This is a genomic window from Reichenbachiella sp. (assembly GCF_039941815.1).
GTDB lineage: Bacteria > Bacteroidota > Bacteroidia > Cytophagales > Cyclobacteriaceae > Reichenbachiella.
On sequence record NZ_JBDVDW010000023.1, the window covers coordinates 224,548 to 239,538 of the forward strand.

At 41.4% G+C, this 14,991-nt stretch carries 15 protein-coding genes; 2 read left to right on the top strand and 13 right to left on the bottom strand.

Annotated elements, in window-relative coordinates:
- Positions 1 to 57 precede the first annotated feature (57 nt).
- Both ABJF11_RS04210 and ABJF11_RS04215 read left to right on the top strand, forming a co-directional pair.
- Entirely contained in the window at positions 58 to 453 is a 396-nt protein-coding gene (locus ABJF11_RS04210; protein WP_348118261.1) for a hypothetical protein, read from the top strand.
- 85 nt (positions 454 to 538) lie between these two features.
- The gene (locus tag ABJF11_RS04215; protein ID WP_348118262.1) at positions 539 to 715 is read left to right on the top strand and encodes a hypothetical protein; all 177 of its coding nucleotides are present in this window, start codon (positions 539 to 541) and stop codon (positions 713 to 715) included.
- A gap of 144 nt (positions 716 to 859) precedes the next feature.
- On the opposite strand, the gene ABJF11_RS04220 is transcribed toward ABJF11_RS04215, so the two are convergent.
- The 13 genes from ABJF11_RS04220 to nosZ form a co-directional block, all read right to left on the bottom strand.
- A complete protein-coding gene (locus ABJF11_RS04220; protein WP_348118263.1) occupies positions 860 to 1,390 on the bottom strand; it encodes a hypothetical protein in 531 nt (176 codons plus the stop codon).
- A gap of 37 nt (positions 1,391 to 1,427) precedes the next feature.
- Complete coding sequence (locus ABJF11_RS04225; protein WP_348118264.1) at positions 1,428 to 1,715, bottom strand: transcriptional regulator; 288 nt, start codon at positions 1,713 to 1,715, stop codon at positions 1,428 to 1,430.
- Complete coding sequence (locus ABJF11_RS04230) at positions 1,712 to 2,281, bottom strand: hypothetical protein (protein ID WP_348118265.1); 570 nt, start codon at positions 2,279 to 2,281, stop codon at positions 1,712 to 1,714. Before ABJF11_RS04230 ends, ABJF11_RS04225 begins: the two co-directional genes overlap by 4 nt.
- Before the next feature lie 288 nt (positions 2,282 to 2,569).
- A complete protein-coding gene (locus tag ABJF11_RS04235) occupies positions 2,570 to 3,553 on the bottom strand; it encodes a mechanosensitive ion channel domain-containing protein (protein ID WP_348118266.1) in 984 nt (327 codons plus the stop codon).
- Between the two features lies 1 nt (position 3,554).
- Positions 3,555 to 6,497 carry a hypothetical protein gene (locus ABJF11_RS04240; protein WP_348118267.1) on the bottom strand — a complete coding sequence of 981 codons (2,943 nt, stop codon included), beginning with the start codon at positions 6,495 to 6,497 and terminating at the stop codon, positions 3,555 to 3,557.
- A 191-nt stretch (positions 6,498 to 6,688) separates the two neighbouring features.
- Entirely contained in the window at positions 6,689 to 7,099 is a 411-nt protein-coding gene (locus ABJF11_RS04245; RefSeq protein ID WP_348118268.1) for a DUF1801 domain-containing protein, read from the bottom strand.
- A gap of 78 nt (positions 7,100 to 7,177) precedes the next feature.
- Positions 7,178 to 8,962: an acyl-CoA dehydrogenase gene (locus tag ABJF11_RS04250; protein ID WP_348118270.1), complete on the bottom strand. Its 1,785-nt coding sequence runs from the start codon at positions 8,960 to 8,962 to the stop codon at positions 7,178 to 7,180.
- 170 nt (positions 8,963 to 9,132) lie between these two features.
- A complete protein-coding gene (locus ABJF11_RS04255) occupies positions 9,133 to 9,915 on the bottom strand; it encodes an ABC transporter permease (RefSeq protein ID WP_348118271.1) in 783 nt (260 codons plus the stop codon).
- Positions 9,912 to 10,607: an ABC transporter ATP-binding protein gene (locus tag ABJF11_RS04260; protein ID WP_348118272.1), complete on the bottom strand. Its 696-nt coding sequence runs from the start codon at positions 10,605 to 10,607 to the stop codon at positions 9,912 to 9,914. The genes ABJF11_RS04255 and ABJF11_RS04260 overlap by 4 nt, the downstream gene beginning before the upstream one ends.
- Complete coding sequence (locus ABJF11_RS04265; RefSeq protein WP_348118274.1) at positions 10,604 to 11,866, bottom strand: nitrous oxide reductase family maturation protein NosD; 1,263 nt, start codon at positions 11,864 to 11,866, stop codon at positions 10,604 to 10,606. The genes ABJF11_RS04260 and ABJF11_RS04265 overlap by 4 nt, the downstream gene beginning before the upstream one ends.
- 11 nt (positions 11,867 to 11,877) lie before the next feature.
- On the bottom strand, positions 11,878 to 12,312 hold the full coding sequence (locus ABJF11_RS04270; protein ID WP_348118276.1) for a nitrous oxide reductase accessory protein NosL: 435 nt from the start codon (positions 12,310 to 12,312) through the stop codon (positions 11,878 to 11,880).
- Positions 12,313 to 12,325: 13 nt separating this feature from the next.
- Positions 12,326 to 12,916, bottom strand: a complete 591-nt coding sequence (locus tag ABJF11_RS04275) for a hypothetical protein (RefSeq protein WP_348118277.1) — start codon at positions 12,914 to 12,916, stop codon at positions 12,326 to 12,328.
- Positions 12,917 to 13,002: 86 nt separating this feature from the next.
- Entirely contained in the window at positions 13,003 to 14,967 is a 1,965-nt protein-coding gene (nosZ, locus tag ABJF11_RS04280; RefSeq protein WP_348118279.1) for a Sec-dependent nitrous-oxide reductase, read from the bottom strand.
- Positions 14,968 to 14,991 lie beyond the last annotated feature (24 nt).

Consider the following 14,991-nt stretch of genomic DNA (forward strand, 5'->3'; position numbering starts at 1 on the left):
ATATAACTGATCAAATCATCTATTTTGAATTATCTGAAATAATAGAAGAGTAAGCATATGAACTATCAAATAGAGAATCCTACCCTGATAAGAAAGCTACTTTGGCTGGACTGTATTTTAGGAGCACTGACTGCCGCCATAGGGTTGGTTTTTCGCAATGAGCTGGTCGACCTTCTAGGTCTGCCCTACCTCTTTATATTTTGGGTAGCCATCATCAACGCGCTCTATGCCTCCGTTTCGCTTAGACTGGCTACGATGGGACAAGTATCTATACCGCTCCTCAGATCATTGGTCGTGGCCAACTGGGTCTGGATGGACATAAGTGTCGTGCTACTCTATTTTCATTTTATGGATGCCACTTTGCTAGGGCAAACATTGCTAGTGCTACAGATCATTATCGTAGGAGGCCTGGCGTACATGGAAGGTTATCAAATAAAAAAAGTAACTGCTTAATCCATTCTTAATGGAACTTTGATAAAAGTGTATGCATTTTAATGTTATGCGATCTTAGCCGAATTTAGTATCTTGAGGTGAGCACATGAAAAATACAAAACCAACCCTAATAGCACTGATTACCCTATTTTTGGGCTGGTTTCTTGTTGGAATTGGCTATGGAAACACACTGACGTACCCAATCAACACCATTTTGTATGTAGTCGGAGTCGTGTTGTTTTTCACAGGAGTGTTGACTTTGATCTATCTACTATTGAAGTAATCCGGATGCATTATTGACGCCTTCGGTTATTCTAATCTACCCAATATCAAGGGGTCTGGTACTTTAGTAGCTACTGGTGTGGAGGCCAATTGAAGCTTACAACCCACCTTGCAGGTGGTGCGCAGAAGATCTTTGACTCGGGGGTCAATTCACTTTACTCAGTTTCATTTCAAAGAACTTCATCCAGTTTTGACCATCCATCGATCGTTCTCCAATTTCTGTCCATTGATTGTTGGCAATTGTGATGGAATATCTAATAGATACCGGACCTGAATTGAAAGACCAGATGATATTTTCAGCGTCGATAATCTTTACCTTGGCCACCGTACTCATACCTTTCGAAATAAAGGAAGTCATTTGGTATTCTTTCAAAAATGGATGAAAGGACATAATACCCAGTGCATCATGAACGACCATTTTGCTGCCGTCTTCCATCACTTTCGTTCCTTGGCCTTCGATAAATAGAATGGTGCTATCCAGTTTATACTGGATGTTTTCCACCACATGAGAAGAATCCTTTCCTGCTTGTGTCCACATATATCCCATCCCTTTCCAGGTGCCGACCATAAGATCAAGTTGAGAAATTTTCTCTTTTGCAAGCGATGAGAAATCTGGCTGTGCCATTATTGACAAGGGGAGCAAGCTTATTGCAAGTAGTAGTGTATAACGTTTCATTTGTTTGTGGTTTAAATTAATTTATCCCTCCGGGATTTTATTCTATGTAATTCTTAAGTGCTTTCACATAATCTTCAAAAGCCGTAAGTCCGACCTTTGTGATTTTGCAGGTGGTGAGCGGTTTTTTGCCTTTGAAACTTTTGGTGATCTCGATGTAGCCGGCGGTGGATAGTTTGTCGAGTTGAACACTAATGTTGCCAGCCGTCGCTCCGGTTTTTTCTTTGAGGAACGTGAACTCGGCCGAATCCAAACTCATGAGCAAACTAACTATGGCCAGCCGCAATTGTGAATGTAGTAGGGGGTCGAGTGGGGTTAGATCTTTCATTTTTCCATAGATTTCAGTAGGTATCCGGGAATCAGATAGCCCGCCAATATACCTATCGAGGCCACCAGATGCTGCTCAGTCATCGGCAGAGTAAAGCAAATTAGCGAACTCAGCCAGAGCGCAATGGCTCCGAAAACCAAAGGTTTGAATTTGAGCATACGTCCGGATAGGTAAGTGCCCATACCTGCGCTCATCATAATGATGGCCGTATGATTGAAATTGATTTTGGACATGAAAATCAGGGATAAGATTATACTTATACCGACGCCAATCCATACTTCACCATACAAGCGAGTAAGATGAGATTGTGATTGAGCTTTAGATTTTAGTTTAATGCTATACCAGATGGTGGCTACTATGGCGGGAATGGTTATTAGCCATACTACAAACGGGTACTCGTAGCTTGTGTATTTATCCAGTATGTAGTGACTAAGATTGGCGATCATAATTACCCAACCCCATAAAAGGAAATAGAAACTTCCGTTCTTATCAAAGCTATTTTTTGCTTCTGAAATCATCTCATTGATGATTTTTAGGCTTTCTGTGTGTGATAATTCTTCTTTCATGGTGTAATTATAAACTAGTTTATATTATAAACCAAAAACGAATTAAATGAATTTAAGTTGCCTACCTATTTTCAATGGGCGATTTCTTTTGTATTATTTACTACATCTGATGATAGGATAGGAAGCCTTTCGGCAAGCTTCTGAAGAGGTGTTTTACTAGATTCAGTTTGTTATTTCAAATGAAGAAACAGCTATTGTACCTCATCAATATTGCCGAAAATTACGTAGTGAGAAAATACATTGCTGGGAAGATTGGAAAATGACGTGTATAGTAAATGAAAAGCTCACCTAGCGTCCTTGAATGATACCCTCGGCCAATAATTTTTTGAGTACTATCTCTGTCATTTCGCTTTTAAATTTAAATTCATCCCGAATGTCTAGCACATAGGCTTTGATTTTCATTTTCAAGACTGATTCCTTTTCCTTGTACTCATTGGCGAATATTACCACAATTGGTTTGTTGAGAAAGACGTATTTGGAGACCTGAGCGGCTTGGGTGGCTATGCTTCGAACCAGTACTGTGTCTACATCTATGGGTAGATACACTTCAGCCACCACTTGGCAATTAGGCTCTCCTGCATTGGCATTGGCTACGGCGCTGTTCATGATTTCGCCGTTGGGGATGGTGACCAGATTATCATCTGGGGTGACGATCCTGGTAGACCTCAGTCCAATCATGACCACTTCTCCGTAAGTATCACCGACCTGAATCTTGTCGCCAGAGTTGAAGGGACGATCAAATAGGATAATGATTCCTCCAAAGATGTTTTTAAGAATATCCTGAGAAGCGAATCCCACAGCTACCCCGATTGATGCTGAGAAAGCTAGTACTGTAGCGGCTGGTGGTTGATAGATTCCGATTACGATCAGGCAAGCGACGGTAATCCAACCTGCTATTTTCACAACCGGAATGATGCTTTTGACTGTGATTCTATATTGGGTGCTGCGTTCTGCGAAAATTTCGAGCACTCGCGATGCAAGCTTGATGGTGAAGTGTCCAATAACTATGAATATAAGACTCCAGAATAGATTTGAGAAGGAGATCAACTCGCCGATTGCTGGTGGGCTGGTCAGATTCTTATTGTTACTTTTATTGCTACTGGCTTCCTCTTGAGTCTGAGAATCCTTAGTAGACTGAGAATCTTCTTTGCTTTGGAGTACGTCTGACTGCACAGTGGTATCTTCAACCAACGAATCTGTCGATGCGACGGGTTGAGCCCATAGTGGTAGCACCAGAAGGGTTGATAGCGCGAGAATTAAGAATCTTTTCATATCAATGGATTAGATTTCTTGAGTGTAACAAACTGACTGTATTTCGATAGACTAGGGGATTGATCAAATGAATACCATTCGTATTTATAATAATACCATCCTCTAAAAGTGCCAAAAGAGTAAGAGAACTGGCTTTCGGAGTGATACAAAGGACTTGAGCCAATTGTGTCTCAGTCAGGCCATCATGCAGAATGATGGCGTGTAGCGTGTACAATTTGTCCATCGACAATATGGTAAGGAAATTCAAATTTGGCTTCTTAAACTTCCCGATTGTAATTGAGGAGTCGTCCACATTCTTGGTAGATAGTAGCCAATAGATCAGTGCCAGACTGATATTGCTCTGTGCAAATACATTGAGTTCTGAAAAAAACTTCTTCTTGAGCAACTGCTGCTGAGCCTCTTCATCCAGCCGACTAAACTTCTTGTCTTCTGCCAATTCTGGTTGTGCCTCAAACCGGATTTTGAATCCGCTAATTCTATTTCGCTTCCATATGATATCAATGATTTGCTCATTGGTCATGGATTTCAAAGAGATCTCATAACTGAAGTACTCATTGATAAAGATGGTTTTCTTGAGATAGGCCCATGCATAAATGGACGTAGATGAGATCCAAAATACATTTTTGTTGGTTTCGTTTATTAGCTTGAATAGTTGCTCGAGTGCTTCAAATCCATCAACTTTTCTAAGAAATAAGTTTTGAATATCCTCTAGAATAACGATTCGTTTTGGAGATTCATTTAAGTATTTAATGACGTCGCTGAGCGTAGTAAATTCATCGTTTTTGAAGATTTTTCTAAGAATATGAATCATATGCTCTCCGCTACAACCATTGTCTACTACAGCCAATCGGGTCACTGTATGAGTGAATCGAGCGTTTGCTACGGCATAGTTTAGAAAGGAAGTAAGACCGCCCCATTTTTCGCCGACGACAATAGTAGCAGCATAATGCCCCTTGCCCCAGCTTTCAAAGGCTTTTTTTAGGGTAAGAAACTCTTCTTGCCTACCCACGAACAATTCCAGGTCATCCAGCGGTTCGATTTGATAAAGGCGTTTGTAAATCTGTGGAAGTCGGTCGATGGCTTGCTGTGATTCCAGTAAGAAATCGGCTACTTGCTTGGTGATCTCAGGCTTTTTGGCAGTCAGTATAAAATCTTCTGCGATCACATTCCATCGATGTCTTATCTTGTTGAAGGCTCCAAGTAAAACGAGTGTTAGGTTGCGCTTTCGTTCCAGTATTTTCTCTTCCAATTTTCTTCGTACCTGCAGGGCTTGCTGAGCAGCTTTGGCCTTGGCGACACGCATCCGTAGCTCTCTAACATTCTCATTGAAGGTCAACTCCATGATATCACCGCAAAAGTCGTTGATAGCAGATTCGAGTTGTTCAGAATTGGAAGTAATCGACTCGTCTAGTATCGTTTGCTCCTCTAATAATCTGGTTTGTGCTCGCTTCAAGCCTTCTACAGCAATGGAAGTAGCTTCCTCTTCTTTTTCGGGATGGTTCTCGAGAGTTGATATCGCCGACGAAAGACTAAATGTAATGATGTGATCCAGGTCTTTTACATGATCAGCTGTGTTTTGAAGCGACGAAAAAGAACTTTGTTTTATAGTATTGATTTTACTCTTGAATCCTGGCAGCATCTCAAAGGTGATAAGTTCGCGCGGTGAGATTTTGTTCAGGTCGCTGGTTTTTATCGGGCTATCAAAGGCGTCTGATTTTACAATGACCCTTTCGTCGGAAAGTACTTCTATATGCTGATCAATATTGACCTCAAGTTTGTTGATCAGGTTGATTACAGATTGATGGGATAGTTTCTCGCAAAGCTGAGGCACCAGTTCCATGTCCAGCTTTTTTACTGCCTGATAATTGAGTCTTTTGAGCTCTTTTTGTATGGTTTCTTGAGGTTTTTCAATTGCCTTCAGACCTTCCTCAATAAATGAACTGATTCCGTTTAGTTCAGGACGGACGTATTCATGCATTTTTTTGAATTGCGCCTGTTGAAAATCTTCAAGATTGCTGAGCGTCTTGTGTTTCAGCAGATGGACATTGAGATCAAGTCTCCACTCTTCGAAAACTGCAAAAATGGTGTTCTTCCAATGCAGATCATAGTTGGTCCAGGCAGCTTCTGCTTGTTCATATCTTTTTGTGATGATTTCATCACTTAGATGTCTTCCTGGGAGTTCCATGGTACCGGCCTTCTCAATATCGTGATTAAAGCCTTGCTGATTCTTTTGAGTAATTTCATTAAGGAGCTGCGCGATATTATCTAATAGATTGTTTCGGAAATCATCGATAGCCACAGGCTTGATGCTTTCAACACCATTGCCTTGGGCAAGTGTTTCTTCCCACCGCTTGATAGAAATATACTGCGCTGCAAGTCCTCTATAGATAAGCTGTGTGGCTTCTGACAAGCCATTCAAAGTGTTGATTAGGAAATGATCTTTTGTAAGATTTCGCAGTGGTATCTCGTGGGTCCAATACTGCTTTGGCTTTTTGTTTTTCCTGAATAGGTTGGTTATGATCAGCGGTATATGGCCTATGCCGAGCCCGATTCGCTTAATGAACTTTAGCATTCGAGTCCATATGGAATCATTCTTTTGTATCGTAAATCTTTCTGATTTTTGTTCTTTCTTCTTGCTTTTAGGAATTCCCTCAAAAATTTCATTCAATCCGCTTAGCAGGGCCTCATGAGTATTAATAAAATCGATTGCCTGCGGCTGAGGCCACTGTGTTTGGATATGAGCTAGCCATCTGGATTTGAATTCCGTTATTTGAGAATTGGAGGCCCTGGAACTCTCCGGCAGCGCATAAAAAGCTTCAACTTGCTCAATCATCAGTGTCATTTGCTCAGTCTCAGCGATCAAACGATCGCTGACCACTTCCAAATAACACTCATTTAGACACCGACTTATCCTATTTAATATTTCGTCCTCTTTAGAAGCCATTCTCGTTGATTTGTTGGTAAAGATTATTCAATACTTTCGATTTAGCACTGAAAACATATTGAAGTCAGATTTATTTTTTTCTACTGTAAGCAGGAATTAAGTTAAATAGAAATACATGAAGTTGATTTTTTAATTAAAGAATCTGGAAAGTATAAGAACCACCAGTCATTCCAAGGAGTTGATAGGCAGTTTCAATAATTTTCGCTCATCCAGCGATAAGAATTCTCTACTACCTCCTTGAGCACGTCTAAGTCAATGTCGTTCAGTTGTTTTATATAGAGGCAAGATTTACCTGTTTTATACTTTCCTAATGACTTCATCAATTGGGGTTCTCTTTTATAGCCCGATATGACATAGATTGTAAGACTTGTTTTTCTATTGGCAAACCCTACTTTAAACCACTCTGCTTCCTGACCATTTTGGGTTTTGTAAGCGTATCGACCATATCCGATCATGGCACCTCCCCAGACCACAGGGTCTTGGTTGGTTATGGATTTGAAAAAATCTAGCAAAGTTTTACAATCTTGACGACGATTAGGATCTTCGATGGCTGATACCAATTCGTTGGCACCCTCTGGTCCAGGTTGAGTTTTAAGAGTCATAGCGCTAGGTTTTAATTTATTAAGTTCTTATCTATTTTTTGCTAACTCGAGTCAGAAATTATGTTTTATAACCAAACGTCAAAATAAGTCAGTGCTCATTTGGGTGGTCACTTCCGAATCATTGCAGATCGTTTTTTGTAGCCCCTTACATCTGGATATTTCATATTTGTAGAAATAATCTAAAGTATGAAGCTTTCCAGCCCGGAATTTTTGATCCGAATGATCTAACGCAGCAATACCCATTTTCAGCCATTGCCAGCCAATGACGATAGTTCCAAAGAGATCCATAAATAGGGTGGCATCTGCCAAGTAGCGTTCGTGATTGCCTTTCATGGCATATGGCATCAATTGCGTAAGACATAACTCTATCAGTTTGGAACTCTCTCCCAATTCTATTGCGTACTTTTTCAGCTCTTCTTTTTGGAGCGCAATCATTATGGAGCCTTCTATTTCTTTGGCTAACAACTTCAAGGCGGCACCCTCCAACATGGTCACTTTTCTGCCCAGTAGGTCAAGAGACTGAATGCCTGTAGTACCTTCATAAATGGATATGATTCGGATATCTCGAAGATATTGTTGGAGAATAAAATCCATCATATAGCCATAGCCACCCAACACTTGCAGGCCTGTATCTACGGCATCCTTGCCTGCTTCCGACGGGAAGGTTTTTGCCACAGGGTTCAAAATTTCTGAAAGCATATGGTACTTGTCGTGTTCATCTCCTTGCGTGGTCATCAGCTTATCCACATAGTATGAGCACTGTAGGATCAGGCTCAAACTGCCCTCTACTATGGCTTTTTGATGGAGCAGCATCCGTTTTACATCAGGATGATTGACGATAAGCGTTTGCTCAGCGTTTGGATCTTTTTTACCTGAGCTTTGCAATTTTCTTCCTTGTGGACGCTCTTTAGCATATTGTAGTGACGCGTAGTAGGCAGCCGAAGCGATACCGGTACCCATGCGCCCTGTGGCAATTCGGGCTTCATTCATCAATTGAAACATGTAGCCCAAACCCTTGTTCTCTTCTCCGATCAAGTATCCGATACTTTCCCCACTATCACCAAATGCCAGGTGGTTAGTACAATACCCTCGCTGTCCCAATTTCACAAATTCACCAACGACATCCGCGTGATTATATGCGCCTATGCTACCATCGACATTTACCAGATATTGAGGTACTAGAAACAGTGATATTCCTTTTGTCCCAGCAGGTGCACCATTGACTCGAGCCAGCACCAGATGAACAAAGTTGTCGGCAAACTGGTGGTCGCTAGCGGAAATAAATATTTTCTGCCCTTTGATGGAATAAGTGCCATCGTCTAGTGGATGGGCTGAGGAAGTAATGTCAGAAAGCGAACTACCTGCTTGTGGCTCTGTGAGACACATTGTACCTCCCCATTGCATGCTTAGCATATTAGGGACGTATTTTTGTTTCAACTGTTCCGAACCAAAGGTGACAATGACATTGGCAGCACCAGAGGTCAGTCCCAAATATCCTGTCACGTGATTGTTGGCCGCCTCCATGATAAAGTACAGTGCGTTTACAACTAGCATTGGCATTTGAAGTCCGTTGTCCTTTTCGTCCTGAAAAGCGCCTACAAGGCCCATTTCGCCAGCTTTTTTTAGAATAGGACCGAACTGTTCGTGTACAATGACGCGGCCATCTTTGAATACAGATGGTTTTTCGTCCATTTCCTTTATATAAGGAAACAGGGCAGTATCACTGAATTCTTTTACTGCATCCAGCAGTAAATCTATGGATGGCAGGTCGTATGCCGAATAGCGTTCTGATTGAAGCAATTCGTCCAAGTGATGCACTTCGGACAATAGAAATGAAAGGGTTTGGGGGTCGTAATATTTCATTTTTGAATGGTTAAGAACATAAATTAATTCTCAATGACAAGAATTCCATTCAACCAGTCATTTTTTTGAGTGTTAAATGTGTCGTGATTCTTGAGATTGCTTCGTTTTGCATTTGATTGTCATCAAATTGCAGGCCTCGCAAGGACGGAGATAAGATTGCTTCTGAGTTATCAAAAGTCTTTTTTGTTGGCTAATCGCAATAAATTGAGTGCAGGCACCAGCGTCCAAATGAAAAGCGCACCAAAGGATAGAACTGTTCCCAAACCAGAACCGAAGAATTTTTGAAAAATGGCACCAGTATATCCCAATAAAGCAGCAATGTCCAGTTTGAGGAGAATCAAAACCCTGGAAAGATCGATGGGATTTAGCATACTTGATATGAGTGCAAATTTGTCCAGCGGGTAGTCTCTGAATGTCATCAACAGAATCATAAATATTCCATCATACATCACCGCCAGAAATAGCCATGTCAAAATCGCATAACTGAATCCTTTGATCCTGTTTTCATTGGCCAGGGCGATATTGATGGCTAAGCCAACGAAGATGAAAGTCAGAAAAGTACCAGTGATAAGCAAAAGAGCGAAGTTCCAAAATTCAGCCGATTGGCTCACTCCGTAAATCAGGAATGGTATACCTAGTCCCAGTACAAGGCTGAGAGAAAGCGAAGAGGCAATACCCAGATATTGACCAAGAAAAATAGTTCGTCTGCGAATCGGCTGAGCCAATAGGAGCTCCGTAAACTCACGGGCACTATAGTGATACATGATGCCGAATATGGTTCCTATCATGGGTGAAAGCACCACAATGATATTCATTAGAGTAATCACAGCTTTGGAAATGCTATTGTTTAGAAATAGTAATACGAACCCTAATAGCAGATAAAATGCGAAGTAGACATAACTCCACCGACTTCGAGCCAGATCAAAAAAGCTATATTTTAATATCTTTATCATTTCAATATTTGGGCTATGGCATGTTCCAGATCGTCTTGGCCTGTCTTTTCTTTTAGTGCCTCAAGTGATCCTTTGAAGTATATTTTACCATCTAGTAAAAAGACGATCTCATCGGAAAGTTCTTCTACCAAGTTCATAATATGTGTGGTGATCAGGAAAGTCTTACCCTTAGACTGCTCTTCTTTGATCAGCTCCTTGAGTTGGATGAGCGCCACTGGGTCTAGTCCAGCAGTAGGTTCATCGAGTATATAAAGCTGACAATCAAACATGAAAGTGAGGACGATATTTACTTTCTGTCTGGTGCCACCTGATAGGTTTCCGAGTTTTTTGGCCAAAGAATCATCCAGACCAAACCGGGTGATTAATGGTTTTTCATCTGCAGGCTGATCTCTGATGGTTTTTATCATCGCAATCACCTCGGCCACAGAGAGATTGTCAGGAAATCTGGCAATCTGAGGCAGATATCCGATTTGCTTCCGGTACTGCCATTCTCCTAAAGTAGAAGTGCCGTTGAGGAGTATATTTCCACTTTGTGGCAGCACCATACCCAGTATACTTTTTAGCAATGTGGTTTTTCCAGAGCCGTTGGGTCCCAGGATAGCGAAAATACCAGGCTTGTCTATAGTCAGGCTCACACCGTTTAGCACTTGTAAGCGATCAAATCGCTTTTTTATATTTTCGATTTCAATCATAATATAGGTTCCATGGCCGGAGCGTTATCCATCAGATTGTCAGGGGTAAAAATGGGTGATACCTTTTCAGAAAAATTGATGATATCTACAAAGAGACTCCTCAATAGCACAATTGATTCGGGGGTCTGACTGATGATATATGAAAAAAGCTTGACCGGACGATAGGGCACATCCCCAACACCATCTCTATCCAGGTCATATCCTGTATAGCTACTCCAGTAGTTGTGTCTGAATTCATTATCATTCATTTTGCTATTGTAGGCGATATCCAGTGCATTGTTTATAAAGTTGTTGTCTACAAAAATATTGGTGTAGCATCCACCGGATACTTTGACTCCCCATCCGTTGCTATAAAACTGATTTCGCTGATAGTTGATCCTTCCGGTTCCTTCGAGGAAAATCGCTATTGTATTCTCTTCAAAATGGTTCTCAATCACTTCGGCGTCATATATTTCTTTTAGTAAAAGCCCGTATGAAGCTGTTCCCCAGTTTTTGGAGAAAGTATTGTTTTTCATTACAATGAATTTGGAAAACATCACTGCCACGCCAGCACCGTTGTCGTGAAAGGTATTGTCTCTGTATTCGTCATGGTTGCTAAACATGAAATGGAGTCCGTACCGTACATTGTGATGACTCCTATTATTGATGACTTGGCTATTGGATACAAACTCGAAGTAGATGCCGTCTCTCAAGCCATAGGTTTCGTTTCCACTGATTTCTATCTCAGAGCAGTGCCAAAGATGAATACCGTTGCCCGAGTCTGTTTCAGTATTTGTCTTTCCAGAAATGGTGTTATCCTTGATTTTTCCAAAGTGTGATTTTTCTATCAAAAATCCGAAGTATGGCTGAATTACTCTATTTTTTTCGAGACTAAAGTGGTTTATCTTATGAGCGTATATGGCAGCATAATCTTTGGTGAAGCTTCGTCCGGCGTTGATGAAAGTCAATCCGATAATGCTAACACTGTCGGATTGAATATTTAAAATATGCTTCTCGAGCTGACCATCTAGTACTGCATTATCTGTGCTAAGCAAGGTTAGGGGTTTGCTGATCACGACGTCCACAGCAGTGTAGGTGCCAGAGGCCAGACGAATGGTGTCTCCTGAAACCGCCTGTTTCACAGCAGCAGCTACATCATTTATCGGGCAATTCTTACAGACCTTCAGCTCACTGCCTAGCACATTTTGTGTAGAAAATGATCCACTGATTAGCAAAAGAAAAAATATACGGATGATTAGGCGACACATCATTCTAGTCATAAAGCTATGAATTAGAAATTGATTTGTTTGAGTTCATTCCAGGATAATGTGCGATCAGATGATCTTCTTAAGAACTTGTTTCTTTCATTTTCGAATTCGAAGCCCGATAGATAGGCTCCCATTGGGCTGGGTATATTTTCACTAATTAAATAATAAGCACTAGTAGCATCAATGAGTTTTTTAGGCGAAATATAGTCCGTAATCAGTATAAATTTCAATTCGCCTGAATCCCACTGCCGACTACTCTGGATCATGCACTCAATGGCATCGTACTTATACGACCGCCCTTTTTGTGTTACGATTTGCGCTGCATGGGACTGATCTACAATTGTCATTTTACAAAAATGGCAACTGTCCGTACCGTAGTTGATCTCCGCTGGAGTGACTTCACAGCCTACGGCGAATACTAAGATTATGAATAAAGTATGAAGTGTTGATTTGTGCATGGTGTACCTGATTTTATGTTTCCATTTCTTCTCTTCGAGCGTGATAAAAGGCCAAAAGAGATAGCAGCATGCCGGTAAACAAAGCGTATGCTCCAGACATAGGCAGCGAAGTAGCATTGAAGTTAAGAATCATCTTTGATCCAATCAGTGGAGGCTGATAGGCTATGGGTTGGCCGTCCTTGTCGGTAAATTTAATGGCAGCCGTTTCTTTCAGGTCATGACCGTAATCGTATTCCCATTGGTAGAAGTCATACATACCTATGCTGCCGAGAATTACCATGATAGCAAACCAGGCCAAATAGAGCTTTCGCTTTCCTATAAATGCAATAATGAGCCCGAGTACGACGACAGAAATGACGACTCCAGGGAAAATTTTGAATTCAGGAATTTCTGTTGGAATGTCTTTCATTCCCACATAATGGTTCATCAAGTTGATGTTTTTGATGTCATTTGGATTATGATCTGCGATCTTATTGATCCAAATATCCATACCGATGGGTTCAGGGTATTGCGGCGCTCGGAGAGTAATATTCCACATGGGAAGTACAAACAACAGGAGGGGCAGTAGCGCGCCTGTGAACATCAAAATTTTCGATAGTTTCATGATTTCTTGATTTGATTTTTGTGAAGTACTGAGTAAATAGGGGAGCGAACCCTAGTGAAACGCTCCCCAACAAACCAACACTTTCTTTATTCTCCGTCCAGGCTCCAGCTTAGTTCTATGTCTGAATTCCGGTCGGATACTCTCACATATCCTTGCATTTCCTGATGAAGTGCAGAACAGAAATCCGTGCAGTAGAATGGCCACACACCCACACCTTTTGGTGTCCAGGTGAATGTCTCTGTCTGTCCAGGCATAATCAGCAACTCAGAGGTATTTGCTCCGATAATACTGATGCCGTGAGGTACATCATAGTCTTGTTCCAGGTTAGTCACATGGAAGTATACTTTGTCGCCTTCCTTGATGCCTTCTATGTTGTCCGGTGCAAAGTGGCTTCTGATCATGGTCATATAGACGTGTACCGTATTACCATCTCTCACTACTTTGGCATCTTTTTCAGACTTAGTCACAAATGGATGCTCATTCTCCTCAAGTGAATAAATTTTCTTAGAATTGGGCTTGATCAAATCAGCGGGAATACCGGCAGCATAGTGAGGCTCACCTAGAGTAGGGAAATCCAGTAGGAGTTCCATTTTCTCACCAGAGATATCATATAGCTGCGCAGACTGAGTGACTTCAGGCCCGGTTGGGAGATATCTGTCTTTCGTGATTTTGTTCATTGCTACAAGATATTTTCCAAAAGGCTCTTGAGAGTTTCCTCCAGGTATCATTAGGTGACCTACAGAATAGTAGGTTGGTTTTCTGTCGATTACTTCCCAGGTACCCAACTTCCATTTCACAACTTCAGAGGAGATAAAGAAGGTAGTATACGCGTTGCCTTTGTTGTCAAATTCTGTGTGCAATGGACCCAGTCCTGGCTGTACCACCACTCCAGCCAGCACATCTTCGAAGTTTAGTATGGGAATACCATACGCATCACCATCAAATTTTTCTTCCTCGATCGCCTTGATCATTTTGTCGAAAGAGTGAACCGTAACGTTGGCAGAAAGTTTTCCGCTACCCACTATGTATTCTCCTGTCGGATCTACATCACAACCGTGAGGAGACTTAGGCATTGGCATGAAATAAACTAGACCGGGGCACTTAGCAGGATCGAGAATTTTTACCTCTTTTTCCCATGTAGTAGTAGCCGTTTGCGTTTTTTCATCATAGAGGTTATGTGCATAATTGGTCGCCATCGTAGTGAAATTTCCTTGTGCCAGGTACTCCTCAGCTTTTTTCCAATTGATAGCTGCTACAAAATCTTTGTCATTCTGAGAAGCATTGACTTCCATGAGCGAATTAGCCTCTTCTGTATTGTAGGTGGTGAAGAAAAACCAACCGTGTGATTTGCCCCTGCCTGGATGTGCTTTGTCATAGTCAAAGCCGGGCATTAAGATTTGAAATTCTATGTTCATTTCACCGCTTTCCTGATCAACTTTCAAAAAGGACATAGCGCCTTTAAAATTGCCTTTATAGTCATTGATCGACATATCTCGCTGAGGAACGGGTACTGCGAATCTTGTACCGGCCACTACATATTCAGTATTGTCCGTCACATAAGATGAACTGTGATTTCCAGCAGAATTTGGTATCTCAATGATCTCAACAGTTTCGAAAGTAGTCAGATCAATTCTGGCAATTCTCGGCGTATTGTTTTCATTGATAAAAACCCATCTACCGTCCAGTTTGCCATTGGTTTGTGAGATGTCCGGATGGTGAGAGTCTCCCCATGGCACAAAGCCGAATGACGTATTGAGCAGTGCTTTAGTCTCTTCATTGAACCCATAAGCTTTCTCAGCGTCTACAGAAAAGACAGGTATGTTTTTGAATACTCTTCCAGAAGGCAATCCAATTACCGAAAGCTGTCCATTGAATCCTCCGGAGATAAATCCATAAAATTCATCGTGCTCGCCAGGCGCTACAAATGATCTTTGAGCCAGATCACCACTGATGGCACCTGAGTTTTTGTTTCCACCGGGAGTACATGCTGCAAGGATAAGCAGAGCCATACCCACTAGTAGACTTGTTGTATTTATGATTCTTGATTTCATCGAATTATGATTTAAAGTGTTTTG

Coding starts and splice junctions, on each gene's coding strand:
- ABJF11_RS04210 (WP_348118261.1), top strand. CDS start 58: ATGAACTATCAAATAGAGAATCCTACCCTGATAAGAAAGCTACTTTGG.
- ABJF11_RS04215 (WP_348118262.1), top strand. CDS start 539: ATGAAAAATACAAAACCAACCCTAATAGCACTGATTACCCTATTTTTG.
- ABJF11_RS04220 (WP_348118263.1), bottom strand. CDS start 1,390: ATGAAACGTTATACACTACTACTTGCAATAAGCTTGCTCCCCTTGTCA.
- ABJF11_RS04225 (WP_348118264.1), bottom strand. CDS start 1,715: ATGAAAGATCTAACCCCACTCGACCCCCTACTACATTCACAATTGCGG.
- ABJF11_RS04230 (WP_348118265.1), bottom strand. CDS start 2,281: ATGAAAGAAGAATTATCACACACAGAAAGCCTAAAAATCATCAATGAG.
- ABJF11_RS04235 (WP_348118266.1), bottom strand. CDS start 3,553: ATGAAAAGATTCTTAATTCTCGCGCTATCAACCCTTCTGGTGCTACCA.
- ABJF11_RS04240 (WP_348118267.1), bottom strand. CDS start 6,497: ATGGCTTCTAAAGAGGACGAAATATTAAATAGGATAAGTCGGTGTCTA.
- ABJF11_RS04245 (WP_348118268.1), bottom strand. CDS start 7,099: ATGACTCTTAAAACTCAACCTGGACCAGAGGGTGCCAACGAATTGGTA.
- ABJF11_RS04250 (WP_348118270.1), bottom strand. CDS start 8,962: ATGAAATATTACGACCCCCAAACCCTTTCATTTCTATTGTCCGAAGTG.
- ABJF11_RS04255 (WP_348118271.1), bottom strand. CDS start 9,915: ATGATAAAGATATTAAAATATAGCTTTTTTGATCTGGCTCGAAGTCGG.
- ABJF11_RS04260 (WP_348118272.1), bottom strand. CDS start 10,607: ATGATTGAAATCGAAAATATAAAAAAGCGATTTGATCGCTTACAAGTG.
- ABJF11_RS04265 (WP_348118274.1), bottom strand. CDS start 11,866: ATGACTAGAATGATGTGTCGCCTAATCATCCGTATATTTTTTCTTTTG.
- ABJF11_RS04270 (WP_348118276.1), bottom strand. CDS start 12,312: ATGCACAAATCAACACTTCATACTTTATTCATAATCTTAGTATTCGCC.
- ABJF11_RS04275 (WP_348118277.1), bottom strand. CDS start 12,916: ATGAAACTATCGAAAATTTTGATGTTCACAGGCGCGCTACTGCCCCTC.
- nosZ (WP_348118279.1), bottom strand. CDS start 14,967: ATGAAATCAAGAATCATAAATACAACAAGTCTACTAGTGGGTATGGCT.